The 14,837-nt window shown below is 66.9% G+C and carries 14 protein-coding genes; 8 read left to right on the forward strand and 6 right to left on the reverse strand.

Annotated features, from left to right (window positions below; translation table 11 throughout):
• Window positions 1–37: 37 nt before the first annotated feature.
• The 3 genes from ASF09_RS00490 to ASF09_RS00500 all read right to left on the reverse strand — a co-directional run bounded on the left by ASF09_RS00490 (window position 38) and on the right by ASF09_RS00500 (window position 2,430).
• Window positions 38–937 carry a hemolysin family protein gene (locus ASF09_RS00490; RefSeq protein WP_060523800.1) on the reverse strand — a complete coding sequence of 300 codons (900 nt, stop codon included), beginning with the start codon at window positions 935–937 and terminating at the stop codon, window positions 38–40.
• An 8-nt stretch (window positions 938–945) separates the two neighbouring features.
• Entirely contained in the window at window positions 946–1,467 is a 522-nt protein-coding gene (ybeY, locus tag ASF09_RS00495) for an rRNA maturation RNase YbeY (RefSeq protein ID WP_060524825.1), read from the reverse strand.
• Between the two features lie 72 nt (window positions 1,468–1,539).
• On the reverse strand, window positions 1,540–2,430 hold the full coding sequence (locus ASF09_RS00500; protein WP_060524827.1) for a LysR family transcriptional regulator: 891 nt from the start codon (window positions 2,428–2,430) through the stop codon (window positions 1,540–1,542).
• A 238-nt stretch (window positions 2,431–2,668) separates the two neighbouring features.
• Between ASF09_RS00500 and ASF09_RS00505 the strand changes: the two genes are divergently transcribed.
• Window positions 2,669–3,388, forward strand: a complete 720-nt coding sequence (locus tag ASF09_RS00505; protein ID WP_060523802.1) for a pirin family protein — start codon at window positions 2,669–2,671, stop codon at window positions 3,386–3,388.
• A gap of 117 nt (window positions 3,389–3,505) precedes the next feature.
• Window positions 3,506–4,108: an NAD(P)H:quinone oxidoreductase gene (gene wrbA / locus ASF09_RS00510; protein WP_060523803.1), complete on the forward strand. Its 603-nt coding sequence runs from the start codon at window positions 3,506–3,508 to the stop codon at window positions 4,106–4,108.
• Window positions 4,109–4,222: 114 nt separating this feature from the next.
• On the opposite strand, the gene ASF09_RS00515 is transcribed toward wrbA, so the two are convergent.
• The 3 genes from ASF09_RS00515 to ASF09_RS00525 form a co-directional block, all read right to left on the reverse strand.
• The gene (locus ASF09_RS00515; RefSeq protein ID WP_060523805.1) at window positions 4,223–5,230 is read right to left on the reverse strand and encodes a PhoH family protein; all 1,008 of its coding nucleotides are present in this window, start codon (window positions 5,228–5,230) and stop codon (window positions 4,223–4,225) included.
• 417 nt (window positions 5,231–5,647) lie between these two features.
• Window positions 5,648–6,976, reverse strand: coding sequence for a tRNA (N6-isopentenyl adenosine(37)-C2)-methylthiotransferase MiaB (gene miaB, locus ASF09_RS00520; RefSeq protein WP_082443969.1), 1,329 nt, complete (start codon window positions 6,974–6,976; stop codon window positions 5,648–5,650).
• A gap of 202 nt (window positions 6,977–7,178) precedes the next feature.
• On the reverse strand, window positions 7,179–10,100 hold the full coding sequence (locus ASF09_RS00525; RefSeq protein ID WP_060523809.1) for a M16 family metallopeptidase: 2,922 nt from the start codon (window positions 10,098–10,100) through the stop codon (window positions 7,179–7,181).
• A 302-nt stretch (window positions 10,101–10,402) separates the two neighbouring features.
• On the opposite strand from ASF09_RS00525, the gene ASF09_RS00530 reads away from it, so the two are divergent.
• The 6 genes from ASF09_RS00530 to ASF09_RS00555 all read left to right on the forward strand — a co-directional run bounded on the left by ASF09_RS00530 (window position 10,403) and on the right by ASF09_RS00555 (window position 14,768).
• Window positions 10,403–10,999 carry an aspartyl/asparaginyl beta-hydroxylase domain-containing protein gene (locus tag ASF09_RS00530; protein ID WP_235529476.1) on the forward strand — a complete coding sequence of 199 codons (597 nt, stop codon included), beginning with the start codon at window positions 10,403–10,405 and terminating at the stop codon, window positions 10,997–10,999.
• 152 nt (window positions 11,000–11,151) lie between these two features.
• The gene (locus ASF09_RS00535) at window positions 11,152–12,165 is read left to right on the forward strand and encodes a patatin-like phospholipase family protein (protein WP_162237213.1); all 1,014 of its coding nucleotides are present in this window, start codon (window positions 11,152–11,154) and stop codon (window positions 12,163–12,165) included.
• A gap of 211 nt (window positions 12,166–12,376) precedes the next feature.
• The gene (locus ASF09_RS00540) at window positions 12,377–12,949 is read left to right on the forward strand and encodes a NifU family protein (RefSeq protein WP_056050182.1); all 573 of its coding nucleotides are present in this window, start codon (window positions 12,377–12,379) and stop codon (window positions 12,947–12,949) included.
• Window positions 12,949–13,542, forward strand: coding sequence for a malonic semialdehyde reductase (locus ASF09_RS00545; RefSeq protein ID WP_060523815.1), 594 nt, complete (start codon window positions 12,949–12,951; stop codon window positions 13,540–13,542). The genes ASF09_RS00540 and ASF09_RS00545 overlap by 1 nt, the downstream gene beginning before the upstream one ends.
• Window positions 13,543–13,662: 120 nt before the next feature.
• On the forward strand, window positions 13,663–14,280 hold the full coding sequence (gene tsaB, locus ASF09_RS00550; protein WP_060523817.1) for a tRNA (adenosine(37)-N6)-threonylcarbamoyltransferase complex dimerization subunit type 1 TsaB: 618 nt from the start codon (window positions 13,663–13,665) through the stop codon (window positions 14,278–14,280).
• Window positions 14,280–14,768, forward strand: coding sequence for a GNAT family N-acetyltransferase (locus ASF09_RS00555; RefSeq protein WP_060523818.1), 489 nt, complete (start codon window positions 14,280–14,282; stop codon window positions 14,766–14,768). Before tsaB ends, ASF09_RS00555 begins: the two co-directional genes overlap by 1 nt.
• The last annotated feature ends 69 nt before the right edge of the window (window positions 14,769–14,837 follow it).

The following is a 14,837-nucleotide window of genomic DNA, read 5'->3' on the forward strand; positions in this document are numbered from 1 at the left end:
TGGGTAAAAGGCCCGTCGATCCATTGCAGAGGCTGTATCAGTCGTCGTCCTCGACTGGCACCACCGGCGGATGCAGGCGCAATCGGTTGATACGCCGCTCGTCGGCGTCGATAATCTCGAGCTTCCACCCGCTCGGATGATCGACGCATTCGCCGATCTGCGGGACATGCCCCGCCAGCAAGGCCGCCAGCCCGCCCAGCGTGTCGATATCGCCGTCGACCTCCGCCAGACGCGGATCGATCAGTTCTGCGGCATCCTCCAGCTCGGCGCGCGCGTCGGCATCCCAGGCCCCGCCTTCGATCGGCGTCATCAGCACCTGCGGCGCCTCGTCATGCTCGTCCTCTACCTCGCCGACGATCTCCTCGATCAGATCCTCGAACGTTACCAGACCTTCGGTGCCCGAATACTCGTCGAGCACGATCGTCAAATGGACGTGCTTCTGGCGCATGTCCGCGAGCAGATCGAGCGCACCGCGCGACATCGGCGCGTAGAGCGGTTCGCGGATCAGCCCGGCGATCGAGGTCGGATGCTTGGCGCCGGTCGCGAGGATGTTGAAGACGTCCTTGATGTGGACCATGCCGATGATCGTATCGAGGTTGTCGCGGTAGACCGGCAGGCGGCTATGGCCGGCTTCCGCGAACAGCTTGACGAGATCGGCGAACGGGGTCTCTTCCTCGACCGCGATGATATCCGCGCGGGGCACGCCGACGTCGCCCGCATCGCGCTCGCTGAAGTGGAGCAGGTTGCGGACCATCTGGCGCTCGAGCGGGGTCAGATCGCCCTTGGCATCGGGGGCGGGATCGCCCTCGTGCCGGTCGATCGCATCCTCGAGCTGGTCGCGAAGGGATTCGTCTTGAGCACCAAAGATCAGGCCCTTGAGCCCGCGCCAGATACTGTCGCTACTATCGCCGTTACCGGCATTGGGGCCATCGGCCATCGTGGTCGTCAGTCCTCTGTTATCAGGTAAGGGTCGTGGAGACCGAGCGCCGCGAGCGCATCGCGCTCGATCTGCTCCATGCCCTCGGCCTCGTCGTCGTCGATATGGTCATAGCCTAGCAGATGCAGCGTGCCGTGCACCATCAGATGCATCGCATGATCCTCGACCGAAATACCGCGCTCGGCCGCTTCCGCGACGCAGACGCCGTGCGCGAGGATGATGTCGCCAAGCAGCACCTCGCCGTCGTCCGAATTCTGGCTGACCGTGGCGAGCAAGTCCGGCTGGACCATCGGGAAGGACAGGACGTTGGTCGGCTTATCCTTCTGGCGGTACTGCTTGTTGAGCGTATGGACCTCGTCGTCCGACGCGAGCCGGATCGAGATCTCGACCGTTGCCGCGCTGGTCAGCAGTTCGCCGTGCGGAGTCCACTCGATCGCCGCCGTCGCCGCACGCAAGGCGAGTGCCTCCCAATCATACCCAGGGCCCTGGCCCGGCCAGGGGGCGTCAGAAGAAAGTGCGATTTCGAGCATGCGGGCCTTTCGGGGCGAAAGCGTCAGGACGAAAGCACTACCCGCGAACGGAAGTTCCACGCCAGCGCATTTCTATCGATCGCGCAGGCGGCTCCCGAGGAATTCGATCAGCGCCTCGACCCTGGCCGGCCGCAACGGGCTGGGCGGAGTCAGCAGATGAAGGCCGATCGGCGCGGGCGCCCAATCGTCGAGGATCGTCACCAGCGCGCCGCTCGCGAGATGCGCATTGACGATGAAGTCGGGCAGTCGCGCGATGCCGAGACCGGCGATCAGCGAGGGAATAATCGCTTCGCCGCTGTTCGCGGTAAGCTGCCCCTGCGTGCGTACCGAGACGTCCGCGCCGTCGGGGCCGTGAAAGCGCCAGGGCCCGACGACATTGGAATAGCCGAACAGTTTATGCTCGCCGAGTTGCGCCGGATGCGTCGGCGTTCCGTGCGCCGCTAGATAGCGCGGTGCGGCGACGAGATGCGCCTGGATCGTGCACAGGCGGCGCGCGCGCAGCGAACTGTCGGGCAACTCGGCGATCCGCAACGCGATGTCGAACCCCTCCGCGACGATATCGACGCGCGCGTCGGACAGATGCAGGTCGACCTCGATGCCGGGATGCGCGGCGAGAAACTCGGCGAGCAATGGCGCAACGTTGGTGATGCCGAAGCTCATCGGCGCGGCAAGTCGGACCCGGCCCGTATGCGCGCTGGCGGCGTCATGCGCGGACTCTTCGGCGGCCCGGGCTTCGGCAAGGATACGCGCGGCATGCTCGGCGAGCGGCTTGCCCGCCTCGGTCAGCGCGAGCCGGCGCGAGGTGCGGTGGAACAGCGACTGGCCAAGATGCGCTTCGAGCCGCGTGATCGCCTTCGACACGGTCGCCTTGCTCAAGCCCACCGCATCGGCGGCGGCGCTGAACGAACGATGCTCCACCACACTGGCGAAGATCGCCCAGGCTTCGAGATCGGGCAGGCGCATGAGGAGCTCCGCAAACATCAGAAATATACCACCCCGGCGAAGGCCGGGGCCCCATTGGGAGGCATCGATAACGAAGCGCAGTCCTTCGTTATGTCGACCTTGCCAATTGGGCCCCGGCCTTCGCCGGGGTGGTGGATCAGCTTGTCAGCACGCTAGCACCGAAACGATCGGTTTCCACCGTTTCTATTTACGCGGCGATCCGCGCGCCTATCTTGGGATCAACCAGTGGAGACATCTCATGACGACCACGACGCTCAGCAAAGTAGACCGCCGCGCCTTCGACAGCCTCGGCCATGCCAATCACGGCTGGCTCAACGCGCGCCACCATTTCTCGTTCGCCAGCTATTACGATCCCGCGCGGATGGGCTGGGGCGCGATCCGGGTGTGGAACGACGACCAGATCGCCGCCAATTCGGGCTTCCCGCCGCATCCGCATCAGGACATGGAGATCATCACCTACGTCCGCAGCGGCGCGATCACGCATCAGGATTCGCTCGGCAACAAGGGCCGTACCGAGGCAGGCGACGTCCAGGTGATGAGCGCCGGCACCGGCGTCCGCCACGCCGAGTATAATCTCGAACCAGAGACGACGACGATCTTCCAGATCTGGATCGAGCCGTCGCGCAAGGGCGGTGCGCCGAGCTGGGGCGCCAAGCCGTTCCCCAAGGGCGAGCGCTCGGGCCAGTTCGTGACGCTGGCGAGTGGGTTCGAGGGTGACGGCGACGCGCTGCCGATCCGCGCGAATGCCCGCGTGCTGGCCGCGACGCTCAAGGCCGGCGACAGCGTCGACTATGCGATCGGTGAGGGGCGCCACGTGTATCTGGTGCCCGCGACCGGTGCGATCACGATCGGCGACGACGCCTTTGCCGCACGCGACGGAGCGGCGCTCTCGGGCGGTCAGACGGTGACGATCACGGCACAGGACGACGCCGAGATCGTTCTCGTAGACTCGGAATAATACTCCCCTCCCGCCTGCGGGAGGGGTTGGGGGAGGGGCTTCCTGCCTCGACCCCGCCCGGAACTTCCCTCCCCTAACCCCTCCCGCAAGCGGGAGGGGAACTCGAAGGAAACACATATGACCAAGGTTCTCGTGCTCTATTACTCGTCCTACGGCCACATCGAGCAGATGGCCGACGCCGTCGCCGAGGGCGCGCGTGCCGGTGGTGCCGACGTCGATATCCGCCGCGTCGCCGAGACCGCGCCGCAGGCCGTCATCGAGGCCGCGCATTTCAAGACCGATACCGCGCACGCCGAGATCGAAGGTCCCGCCGCGCTCGAACACTATGACGCGATCATCGTCGGCGCGCCGACCCGCTTCGGCCGGATGCCCGCGCAGATGGCGCAGTTTTGGGACACGACCGGTGGCCAGTGGTTCTCGGGCGCGCTGGTCGGCAAGGTCGGTGGTGCATTCACCTCGACTGCGAGCCAGCATGGCGGTCAGGAGACGACCTTGTTCTCGATCATCACCAACCTGCTGCATCACGGCATGACGATCGTCGGGCTCGACTATGGCTTCCAGGCGCAGATGGGCGTCGACACGGTCAAGGGTGGCTCGCCGTACGGCGCGACGACGATCTCGGACGGCGACGGCAGCCGCATGCCGACCACCGCGGAACTTGACGGCGCCCGCTACCAAGGCAAGCGTATCGCGGAGACCGCGGCGAAGTTGAAGGGCTGACCAAAACTCCCTCCCCTTCAGGGGAGGGTCGGGGTGGGGCGTTTCCCCAACCGCGACGCTTGTGACGAAGCCCCACCCCTGCCCCTCCCCTGAAGGGGAGGGGTTTCGCGTTCGTTATGCCTCGTCGTTGCCCTCATACGCCTCGACGACGCGCCCGACGATCGGATGACGCACCACGTCGCCGACGGTAAAGCGGCACATTGAGATGCTCTCGAGCCCCTCCAGCCGCCGGACCGCATCGCCCAGCCCCGACGCCGCGACTCCGCCCGGAATATCCACCTGCTTCGGATCGCCGCAGATCACCATCCGGCTGTTCTGGCCGAAGCGCGTCAGGAACATCTTCATCTGCGCGGGCGTGGTATTCTGCGCCTCATCGAGAATCACGAACGCATCCGCCAGCGTCCGCCCACGCATGAACGCGATCGGCGCGACCTCGATTTCGCCGCTCGCGATCCGGCGCTCGACCTGCTCGGCGGGGAGGCAGTCGTACAGCGCATCGTAGAGCGGGCGCAGGTACGGATCGACCTTCTCCTTCATGTCGCCGGGCAGGAACCCGAGCCGCTCGCCCGCTTCGACCGCGGGGCGCGACAGGATCAGCCGCTGGACGCTGCCGGTGATGAGCTGCTGCACCGCCTGCGCTACCGCCACATAGGTCTTGCCCGTCCCTGCCGGCCCGAGCGCGAAGATCATGTCGTTGTTGGCGAGTTCGCGCATGTAATGCGCCTGCGCCGGCGTGCGCGGGACGATCGTCTTCTTGCGCGTCCGGATCATGATCGGTGGCGCACCACCGCCGCCCGCATCGGCGCGGATGATGCCCTCGAGCACGGGCTCGTCCGCCATCGCGATCGACGCGTCGACGAGACCGGTATCGACGTCCTCGCCGCGCTGGATGCGGGCGTACAGATCGTGGAGCACATCGCGCGCCTTGGCGACCTGTTCGGCGGTGCCCTCCAGGCCGATCTTGTTCCCTCGTGCGGTGATGTAGACGCCGAGGCGATTTTCGAGCGCTACCAGGTTCTGGTCGTACTGGCCGAAGAGCCGGACGAGCAATTGGGGCTTGTCGAACAGCAGCTCGACTCGGGCGCGGTCACCGGACTGGGCGGGAACGGGTTTACGGCTCATACGGTCCTTTCAGGGTGTCAAAGGTTACGCCTGGAAGCGTCGAACCGTAACCTTTGAAAGGAAGATGAGCATCGCGGGCGACGCGTTCAAGCCGCGCCGGAGCGCTGGCTGAGAGATGATTCGAGTCGCGTGGGCGAAGCTGCATCGGGGGCGAGTGTGACAGGCGATCCGGATGTAGGACAGCGAAATCGCGGGGGGCGGGGGTAGGCTCATCAACGTTGCTGAGAACCCTCGACGACAGGCGTCATCAGGCTCCGCGTTTGATCTACCAACCTCCGTCATGCCGGGCTCGTTCCGGCATCCACCGCGGCATGCCCTCCGAACGGTTGGTTTGCGGCACGGTGGACCTCGGAACAGGTCCGGGGTGACGGGGGCCCTAGGGATCTCTGACGCGTAAGATCACCAACCGTCCCGTCGTTACGCCGCCTCGCGCACGCGCTCCACGCCAGTCAGCGAATTGGGCCCCGCGGCGGCCAGCGTCACCTCCACCAAGTCGCCGATCGCGTGGTCGCCGATCAGGTGGACCGATTGCAGCCACGGCGACTTGCCGATCAACTGCCCCGGCAGTTTCCCCGTACGCTCCAGCAGGACCGAGCACGTACGCCCGACGGTGGCGGCATTGAAGGCGTGCTGGTCGCGGTTGAGCGCCGCCTGGAGACGCTGGAGGCGGTCGTCCATCACGTCCTCGGAGACCTGTTCGACGATCGACGCCGCCGGCGTGCCGGGGCGGGGGCTGTATTTGAAGCTGTAGGCCTGCGCGTAGCCGACCGCGTCGACCAGGCTCAGCGTGTCCTCGAACTCGGCGTCGGTCTCGCCGGGGAAACCGACGATGAAGTCACCGGACAGCGCGATGTCGGGGCGCACCGCACGGACGCGGTCGAGCAGGCGGAGATAAGAGTCCCGCGTATGCGACCGGTTCATCGCCTTCAGCACGCGGTCGCTGCCGGACTGCACGGGCAGATGGAGGAACGGCATCAGGCTCTCGATGTCGCGGTGCGCGTCGATCAGGCCTTGCGTCATGTCGTTGGGGTGGCTGGTGGTGTAGCGGATCCGCGCGAGGCCGGGGATGCGGTCGAGGTCGCGGATCAGGTCGTGCAGCCCGCGCTCATTCTCCAACCACGCGTTGACGTTCTGGCCGAGCAGCGTGATCTCGCGCGCGCCGGCGTCGACCAGCGCCTTAGCCTCGTCGACGATCGCCGCGAACGGCCGGCTGATCTCCGCGCCGCGCGTGTAGGGGACGACGCAATAGGTGCAGAACTTATCGCACCCTTCCTGCACCGTCAGGAACGCCGAAGGGGCGACCTTCCGGCGGGCGGGGAGGGCGCCGAACTTCGACAGTAGCGGCATGTCGGTGTCGAGCGAGGGTGTGCCGGCGGCGGCCTTCGCGACGAGGTCGGGCAGGTTGTGATACGCCTGCGGGCCGACGACGATGTCGACCTTGGCGCGAGTGAAGATCTCCTCGCCCTCGGCCTGCGCAACGCAGCCGGCGACCGCGATCATCGGCGTCTTGCCGGACTTGCGGCGCTGGTCCTTCCGCAGCCGGCCGATATCCGAATAGACCTTTTCGGTGGCGCGTTCGCGGATGTGGCAGGTGTTCAGGACGACGACGTCGGCATCGACGGCATCGGCTTGCGTCAGGCCTTGAGCGGCCATCAGTTCGGCCATGCGCTCGCCGTCATAGACGTTCATCTGGCAGCCGAACGACTTGACGTGGAAGGTTTTTGGGAAGGTTTCGGGAGGGGACATGCCGAGCCCCTACCAAATTTGCGCGCGAGTGGGGAGGGGGCGCTTTAACCCCTCTCCCCCTCGGGGAGAGGGAGGGGCCCGCCCGCTCTTGCGGGTGGGAGGGTGAGGGGCGTGAGGCTCGGACCGTTCGTCCCAAAGCCCCTCACCCTTCCGTCGCCAAGTGGCTCCTCCCTCCCTCTCCCCGTGGGGGAGAGGGACTAGTTCACTTCTTCGCGGGCGTCGCAGCCGGCACGACCGCCATCGTCCAGTCCTTCTCCGGCCGCAGGTATTTCGCCGCCGTCGCCTGCAATTCCACCGGCGTGGTGGCGACCAAGTCCGAAGCGATCCGCTGCGTCGCCGCGATCCGTCGCGGATCGAATGTCGCGCCGCCGAGCTGCTGCAACCAGAACTGGTTCCCCGTCGAGGCGCGCAAAATATACTGCCCCATCGGCTTCTTGATCCGGTCCAGCTCGTCCGCAGCGATCGGCGTCGACACCAGTTCGGCCGCGATCTGCCGCGCGATCTGGAAGAAGAACGCCACCTTGTCGGGCGCCACCTGCCCGATCGCGACCATCCGGCCGCCGGTGTTCATCCCGACCGGCCACTGGCTCGACACGTTGGGGCTGTAGCTCGCGCCCGCTGCCTGCCGGAGCCGCTCGAACAGCCGATCGCTGAACACCTGCGCCAGCACGTCGAGACGCCGCGCCTCGACGATGTTGTCGATCCCGCCACCGGTCGGCCAGGCGATCACCGCCGCCGCCTGGTTCTCGGGGCCGGTATGCGCGCGCATCACCGGCGTCATGTTGTGCGCGGGGAAGCCGACCGGCGCCCCCATCGTCGACACCGCCGTCCGCGGCGTCATCGCCCCGAACGTCTTCGCCACCGCCGCGATCGCCTCCTCGGTCTTCACGTCACCGAAGATCGAGACCTCGATCGGTCCGGTCTTCAGGATCGGCTCCCAGAACGCCCGGAAGTCCTTCGCATTCAGTGCCTCGACGGTCGCCTTCGACGGCGTCCCCCAGCGCGGATCACCCGCGCGGAGCAGACCTTCGAGGTCGCGCGACAACACGCCGTCGGGCGACGAATCATACCCGGCGAACCCCGCCAGCGCAGCGACACGCGCCCGCGCGACCGGTGCCGGATCCCAGGCCGGGAACGTCAGCTTCGCAGCCATCAGCCGCAACTGATCCGCGTAATCCGCCGGCGACGTGATCGCATTCAGCGTGAACGCATCGTCGTCGATCCCGAAGTCGAGACCGATCCGCCGCCCTGCGGTCAGCTGATCGAGATCGCCCTGGTCGAGCTTGCCGATACCCCCCGCGACCAGCGCGAGATCGCCCGCCCAGGCCGGCGTCGGCCGGTTCGACGGGATCGCGGTATAGCCGCCGCCGAACCGCACGCGCACATAGACGCGCCCGGTCTCGCCCGAGTTGGGGAACAGCAGCACGCGCGTGCCGTTGGCGAAGTTCACCTGCTCCATGTCGAACGCGGCGATCTTCTCGCGGCTGGCGACGACGCCCGGCCTGCCGAGCGACGGCAGCTTCGAGAAATCGACCGCAGCCTGCGCGCGGCGCTTGCCGGCCAGCCCCGACACGTCCGCCTTCAATGCGGTCGCCAGCTTCGTCGCGGCGCCGGCATCGGGCGTCTGCGTATTGACGAGCGCGCGCGTGATGCCTTCGAAGATCGCCTTGCTCGAGGCGAGCAGCGTGGCGGGCGTGAACATGCCCTTCGCCTTGGCGTCCTGCAAAATCTTATAAGACGTTTCTGGGCCCGCGACCGTCTCGCGAATATCGAGCGCACTGGCCATGTCGTCGGCCTGCTTCGACCCTGCCTCGACCTTGGCGGTCTCAACGCTGGTGCGCATGATCGTGTCGAAATCGGCGTATTCGCGGTCGACTTCGGCCTGGCTCGGCGCGTTGGTCTGCGCGTCGGCGATCACCGCGCGGACGTCCTTCAATGCGGCTTCCCAGTCGGTCCCGATCGGCACGATGTTGACGCTAGTCAGGTTCGCCGAGCGCGACACGTCGTCGATCGACACGCCCGCCTGCAGGAAGCTGCCGCCGGCGCGCGCGCGCGTTTCGAGGCGGCGGCTGATGAGGCGGGTGGCGAGCACGTCGACCAGCCGCTTCTGGTTCATGATCGCGGTGTCGTCCTTATACTCCCAAGGGCGGACCACGCCGAGCGTGACCACCGCCGGGATGGCCGACTCGGCGATCGACGCGGCGACCGGCGCCTTCGGATCGGGCTTGCCGAAGCTGGGCGCAGGGGTGAACGGGTCGGTGCGCTTCCAGTCGGCGAAGTTCTTGACGATCAGCCGCCCGAACAGCGCCGGGTCCATGTCGCCCGAAATGATGACGACGGTATTCTCGGGCCGATACCAGCGATCGTGGAACGCCTTCACGGTGGCGCCGGTCGCCGCCTCGAGCGTCTTGATATTGCCGATCGGCGAGCGATCCGCGAGCGGCTGTCCGGCGAAGAACGTCGCGCGGATCGCATCGCCGAACCGCACCTGCGGCCCCGGCTGCTCGCGCTGTTCCGCCAGCACGACCGGACGCTCGGCGGTGACCGACGCATCGGTGATCGTCGGCTTCTCCATCATGCCCGACATGATCTTCAGGCTCTCGTCGAGCCCGGTTTCGGTCGCCGAGGGCAGGTCGAGCTTGAAGGTGGTCGATGTCGGCGTGGTCTGCGCGTTGGTATCCGAGCCGAAGGTCGCGCCGAACCGCTGCCAGACGCGCTTGGCCTCGCCGTCGGGGACGTATTCGGAGCCGCGGAAGGTCAGATGCTCGATGAAATGCGCGAAGCCGCGTTCGCTGTCGGTCTCGTTGAGCGAGCCCGCATCGATCCGCACGCGCACCGAAACCTGGCCGGGCGGCACGCCGTTCTTGCGCACCGCAAAGCGCATGCCGTTGGGCAGCGTGCCGAACTTCCACTCGGGGTCACGGGTGAGGTCGCTGCCCTTGTAGAGCCACGCGGTCGTATCGATACCCGTCAGTTCGGGCAGCGTCGGCGCTTCCTTGCCACCCTCCGTAGCGGGCGTGGAGGCGGCCTGCTGCGTCGCCATCTGCCCGCTCGCCGGGATGGCGAGGCCGAGCACGAGGGGAAGCAGGATGGGAGCGCGGTACAGGCGCGGAAAGGATAGCATCGTGCATCTCTAGCGCCCCCGCGCACGCATCGCCAGCGCCGCGCCTTAGATCGCCAGCGCCGCGCCTTAGATCGCCAGCGCCGCGCCTCAGTCGGCCGCCGCGGCGCCATCATTTCGTCCAACACCGCCGCTAAGACATGTCGCAACACGGGGATCGGTGCCACGACGCGCCGGGATGCAGGGTAGCGATGACGGTCGGAGCCGAACTGGGGCAGTCTTCATTGTGGCGGGATTCGGGCGGGTCGGCCGTACGGCGTCGCGTTCGCGTTCCTGGCGTCGGTCCCACGACTAGCGCGTCGACCGTGGGCAAGGCCAATCGCCCGCTAATTGCCCGTATTGGCGAGCGCCTGCGTAGCGCGTTCGACCCGGTAATCGCGTCGTCATCGCTGGTCGCCAACGATCCGGTGCTCGACGTTCGCGACTTCGCGTGGACTGCGGGGTTGCGCGACGACTGGGCGGCGATCCGCGACGAAGCCGTTCGCGTTGCGCTGCCAGCCGGGGCATTGCCCGGCGGCGCGACGATCGAGCACAGCCTCGAGCGCTGCCCGCGTACGGCGGCCGTGGTCGCGCGCATCCCCGGCCTCCACAGCGCGTCCTTTTCGATCCTCGCGCCCGGCACTCACATTCCCGAGCGTCGCGGCGCGACCAAGCGCCTGATCACCTGCCACCTCGGCCTGATCGTCCCGCGCGACGGCGACGTCCGGATGCGGGTCCACGACCGGACCGTTCGCTGGGCCGAAGGCGAGACGCTGGTGTTCGACGACACGTATCGGCACGAGGTCTGGAACGATACGCACGGTACGCGGGTGGTGTTGCTGATCCAGTTCGAGCGGCCGCTGCGCAATCCCGGCAAATGGATTGCAGACCTGGTCCTGCGCGTCGCCCGCCGTTCCGCCTAAGCCTGCACACCGCGGTGATGTCCCCGGCCACGTGACGTCGGGCGGATCGAACCAAACCGGACCGGTCTTTGCAAACCGAGCGGCCGTTTGCTGATACGCCGTACTGGTGGGGAGAAATGGCCGTGGCCAAGGATCGCGCGACACCGAGATACATGCTGACGATCGATGGCGGTGGGATACGCGGGCTGATCCCCGCGCTGATTCTCGCCGAACTGGAGCGTCGGATCGAACGGCCGCTGTGCGAGTGCTTCGACCTGATCGCGGGCACCTCTACCGGCGGGATCATCGCCGCCGGTCTCACCGCGCCGAGCCAGGCGGACAAGACCAGCGCGGCGTGCACGGCCAGCGATCTGGTCGATTTCTATCGCACCGACGGCAAGCGGATATTCCCGCATATTCTCGGCCTGTCGCAGCGGCTGCCGGGCTTCCCCTACAGCGCTCGCCCGCTCGAGAAGATTCTCGCCGCGCGGATCGGCACCACCGCGACGACTCGCGACGCGCTGACCAACATCGTCATTCCGGCCTACGACATGATCGGGCGCAAGGCCGTCTTCATGGCGGGCGGCCCCGATTATCCCGTGGACCCGGCAAAACCCGAGCGCGTCTTCCCGCTGCATGTCGCGGCCCGCGCGACCTCGGCGGCGCCGACCTTCTTTCCCCCCGCCGCCATCCCAGCGACCACGGGAGTCGGCGCGGTCAGGGCAGAACCCGCGTTGCTGCTGATCGACGGCGGCGTCTTCGCCAACGACCCGACGATCGCGGCGATCATCGAGGCGCGCAAGCTTGGCTGGCATCTCGGCGATCTGGAAATCCTGTCGCTCAGCACCGGGGCCTCCGATCGGCCCTACAAATCCGCGGGCCACTGGTCGATCTTCGGCTGGGTCAATCCGCTGCGCCGCGTACCGATCTTCTCGATCCTGATGCAGGCCGGCTCCAGCACGATATCGTACCAGGCCCGAGAACTGGCGAGCAGCGGCAATTATGATCGCGCAGAATTCCCGCTCAGTCCCAATGGGGGCGGACTGGACGATGCCAGCCCCGAGCATCTCGCCGAGCTGACGGGACTGGCCAAGACATGGATAGGTGAGAACGAGGATGTCCTTGCGCGCTGGGCCGCCAAACTCAGCCCCAAGCGGTCCGATCCCTCGCTCCCCCTCGCGGCCTAGTCTGTAGGATAGCAACACCGCGGCATATCAGCCGCACAGTGATGCCTGACGCGGCCGGGGGAGGCCTGGCACGGGAGCCACGACGCGAGCCCTGGCGTAGGAACCCAGCGCGCAGGCCCCGGCGTGATAACAAAGCGGTGCTCGGCGCCCGAAAGAAACCGTTTCCCGTTCCGCGCTTGATCCCTCGCGCCCGCCGGGCCACATGACCCTCATGCTGATCGAAACGGAATCCACCCCGAACCCCTCGACGTTGAAGTTCCTGCCGGGACGTACCGTCATGGACGCCGGCACGCGCGACTTCGCCACCCCCGAGGAAGCCGAGACCAGTCCGCTGGCCGAGGCGATCTTCAACCTCGGCGACGTGACCGGCGTGTTCTTCGGCCGCGATTTCGTGTCCGTGACCGCCGGGCCGGGCGTCGCCTGGTCGGATCTGAAGCCCGACGTGCTCGCGATCCTGCTCGATCATTTTTCCGCGGCGATGCCGCTGTTCAAGCCCGCGCGCGCCGGTTTCTCGGTGCCATCCGACGAGCCGGCGCTGTCCGACGATCCCGCCGATGCCGACATCGTTGCGCAGATTCGCGAACTGATCGACACGCGCGTCCGCCCCGCGGTGGCGAACGACGGTGGCGACATCGTCTATCGCGGCTTCGACAAGGGCAAGGTGTTCCTCCAGCTCCAGGGTGCCTGCGCCGGCTGCCCGTCATCGAGCGCCACGCTCAAGAACGGCATCGAGCAGCTGCTGAAATACTACGTCCCCGAAGTCACCGAAGTGAGAGCCGTCTGATGCGCGAGAAACTCGACGACACCGTCCTCGACACCGTCTTCCGCGACGCTCGCAGCTATAACGGCTACACCGATCAGCCGGTCGCCGAGTCCGAGCTCCACGCGATCTGGGACCTGATGAAGTGGGGCCCGACCTCCGCCAACCAGCTCCCCGCGCGCCTGATCTGGGTCACCAGCGACGAAGCCAAGCAGAAGCTCGCGGACGCGTGTAGCGCGCAGAACCAGCCGAAGATCCTCAATGCCCCCGTGTCGGTGATCATCGGCATGGACACGAATTTCCACGAGCATTTGCCCGAGCTGTTCCCGCACGCCGATGCGAAGTCGTGGTTCGACGGCAACGCCGAACTGCGCGAGGCGTCCGCGTTCCGCAACTCGACGTTGCAGGGGGCGTATTTCATCATCGCCGCGCGGATGCTCGGGCTCGATACCGGGCCGATGTCGGGCTTCGACGCGGGCAAGGTCGATGCGGCGTTCTTCCACGACACGCCTGCGGTGCGGACCAACTTCATCTCGACGCTCGGCCACGGCGACCCCGCGACGATCTATGCCCGCTCGCCCCGCCCCGACTTCGCGAAATTCAACAGCATCGCTTGAAGCGGGACCTGCTCCCTCTCCCCTGCGGGGAGAGGGTCGGGGTGAGGGGCAGTTGGGAAGGGCAGCGCTCGCGGCGCCCCTCACCCTGCCCTCTCCCCTGAGGGGAGAGGGTAAGAAGTAATGCGCACTTTAGTCATCGAAACATCCACCATCGCCTGCTCGGTCGCCCTGATCGAGTCCGGCGCCATCATCGCCCGCGCGCACGAGGTCGTCGGGCGCAGCCATGCCGAGCGCCTCATCCCAATGATCGCCGAGCTCCCTAACGGAGGCCGAGCCGACCGCATCATCGTCGATTGCGGCCCCGGTAGCTTCACCGGCGTCCGCGTAGGAATCGCCGCCGCGCGTGGCCTAGCGCTCGGCTGGGGCGCGGAAATCGCCGGCTTTTCCTCGCTTCCGCTGATCGCCGCCGCCGGTTTCGCCGACCGCTTAACCGACGATATTGCGGTGATCATGGAAGGCGGGCATGGCGAGGTCTTCATGCAAGCGTTCTCCGCCGATCTGTCGCCGCGATCCGACATGGTATCGCTGAAGCCCAAGGCCGCGCTCGCCGCGCTGGCAGGACGGCGCGCAGTCGGCAACGGCATCCGCTGGCTCGGCGTACTTGACGACGGCTTGGACCTCACCGAAGCGCTACCAGATGCAGCCTCCGCGATCCTGCTGCCCGCAGCACTGACCGCGCTCGCGCCAAGCCCGATCTACGGCCGCGCGCCCGACGCCAAGCCGTCGGTCCCGAAATAATGGCCACGCGTCAGGCCGCCACGCGCACCGTCACGCTTCGCACCGGAGACGCGCGCGATTTGGCGATCGTCGACGCGCTGATGACCGAGGCGTTCGATCCGCGCTACGGCGAGGCGTGGACGCGCAGCCAGTGCCTCGGCGTGCTCGCGCTGACCGGCGTCCACCTCACCATCGCCTTCGTCGACGATTTCCCCGCCGGTTTCACGATGACCCGGTCAGTCGCCGACGAAGCCGAACTTCTGCTGATCGCGGTCGCGCCAGACTATCGCCGCCGCGGCGTCGGCACGGCGCTTATCCGTGCGGTGATCGCCGATTGCTCGGTCAGTAGCATCGCCAAGCTCCATCTCGAGGTCCGCGCGGGCAACGACGCGGTCAAACTGTACGACGCGCACGGCTTTACCAAGGTCGGCGAACGCCGCGCCTACTATCGCGGCAAGACCGGCGTCGCGTATGACGCACATACATATTCGAAAGATATCAACAGCTAAGGCTTATTGCGAGTCACTATCCCTTTTCGCAACAGCGCGGAGGCCCTACATGGCACTCAACGAGGGAAT

The sequence above is a fragment of the Sphingomonas sp. Leaf242 genome, assembly GCF_001422045.1.
Taxonomy (GTDB): Bacteria; Pseudomonadota; Alphaproteobacteria; order Sphingomonadales; family Sphingomonadaceae; genus Sphingomonas.

Excerpts from the sequence above, each read along its gene's own strand:
- ASF09_RS00490 (WP_060523800.1), bottom strand. The coding sequence starts at position 937 with ATGGCCGATGGCCCCAATGCCGGTAACGGCGATAGTAGCGACAGTATC.
- ybeY (WP_060524825.1), bottom strand. The coding sequence starts at position 1,467 with ATGCTCGAAATCGCACTTTCTTCTGACGCCCCCTGGCCGGGCCAGGGC.
- ASF09_RS00500 (WP_060524827.1), bottom strand. The coding sequence starts at position 2,430 with ATGCGCCTGCCCGATCTCGAAGCCTGGGCGATCTTCGCCAGTGTGGTG.
- ASF09_RS00505 (WP_060523802.1), top strand. The coding sequence starts at position 2,669 with ATGACGACCACGACGCTCAGCAAAGTAGACCGCCGCGCCTTCGACAGC.
- wrbA (WP_060523803.1), top strand. The coding sequence starts at position 3,506 with ATGACCAAGGTTCTCGTGCTCTATTACTCGTCCTACGGCCACATCGAG.
- ASF09_RS00515 (WP_060523805.1), bottom strand. The coding sequence starts at position 5,230 with ATGAGCCGTAAACCCGTTCCCGCCCAGTCCGGTGACCGCGCCCGAGTC.
- miaB (WP_082443969.1), bottom strand. The coding sequence starts at position 6,976 with ATGTCCCCTCCCGAAACCTTCCCAAAAACCTTCCACGTCAAGTCGTTC.
- ASF09_RS00525 (WP_060523809.1), bottom strand. The coding sequence starts at position 10,100 with ATGCTATCCTTTCCGCGCCTGTACCGCGCTCCCATCCTGCTTCCCCTC.
- ASF09_RS00535 (WP_162237213.1), top strand. The coding sequence starts at position 11,152 with ATGCTGACGATCGATGGCGGTGGGATACGCGGGCTGATCCCCGCGCTG.
- ASF09_RS00540 (WP_056050182.1), top strand. The coding sequence starts at position 12,377 with ATGCTGATCGAAACGGAATCCACCCCGAACCCCTCGACGTTGAAGTTC.
- ASF09_RS00545 (WP_060523815.1), top strand. The coding sequence starts at position 12,949 with ATGCGCGAGAAACTCGACGACACCGTCCTCGACACCGTCTTCCGCGAC.
- tsaB (WP_060523817.1), top strand. The coding sequence starts at position 13,663 with ATGCGCACTTTAGTCATCGAAACATCCACCATCGCCTGCTCGGTCGCC.
- ASF09_RS00555 (WP_060523818.1), top strand. The coding sequence starts at position 14,280 with ATGGCCACGCGTCAGGCCGCCACGCGCACCGTCACGCTTCGCACCGGA.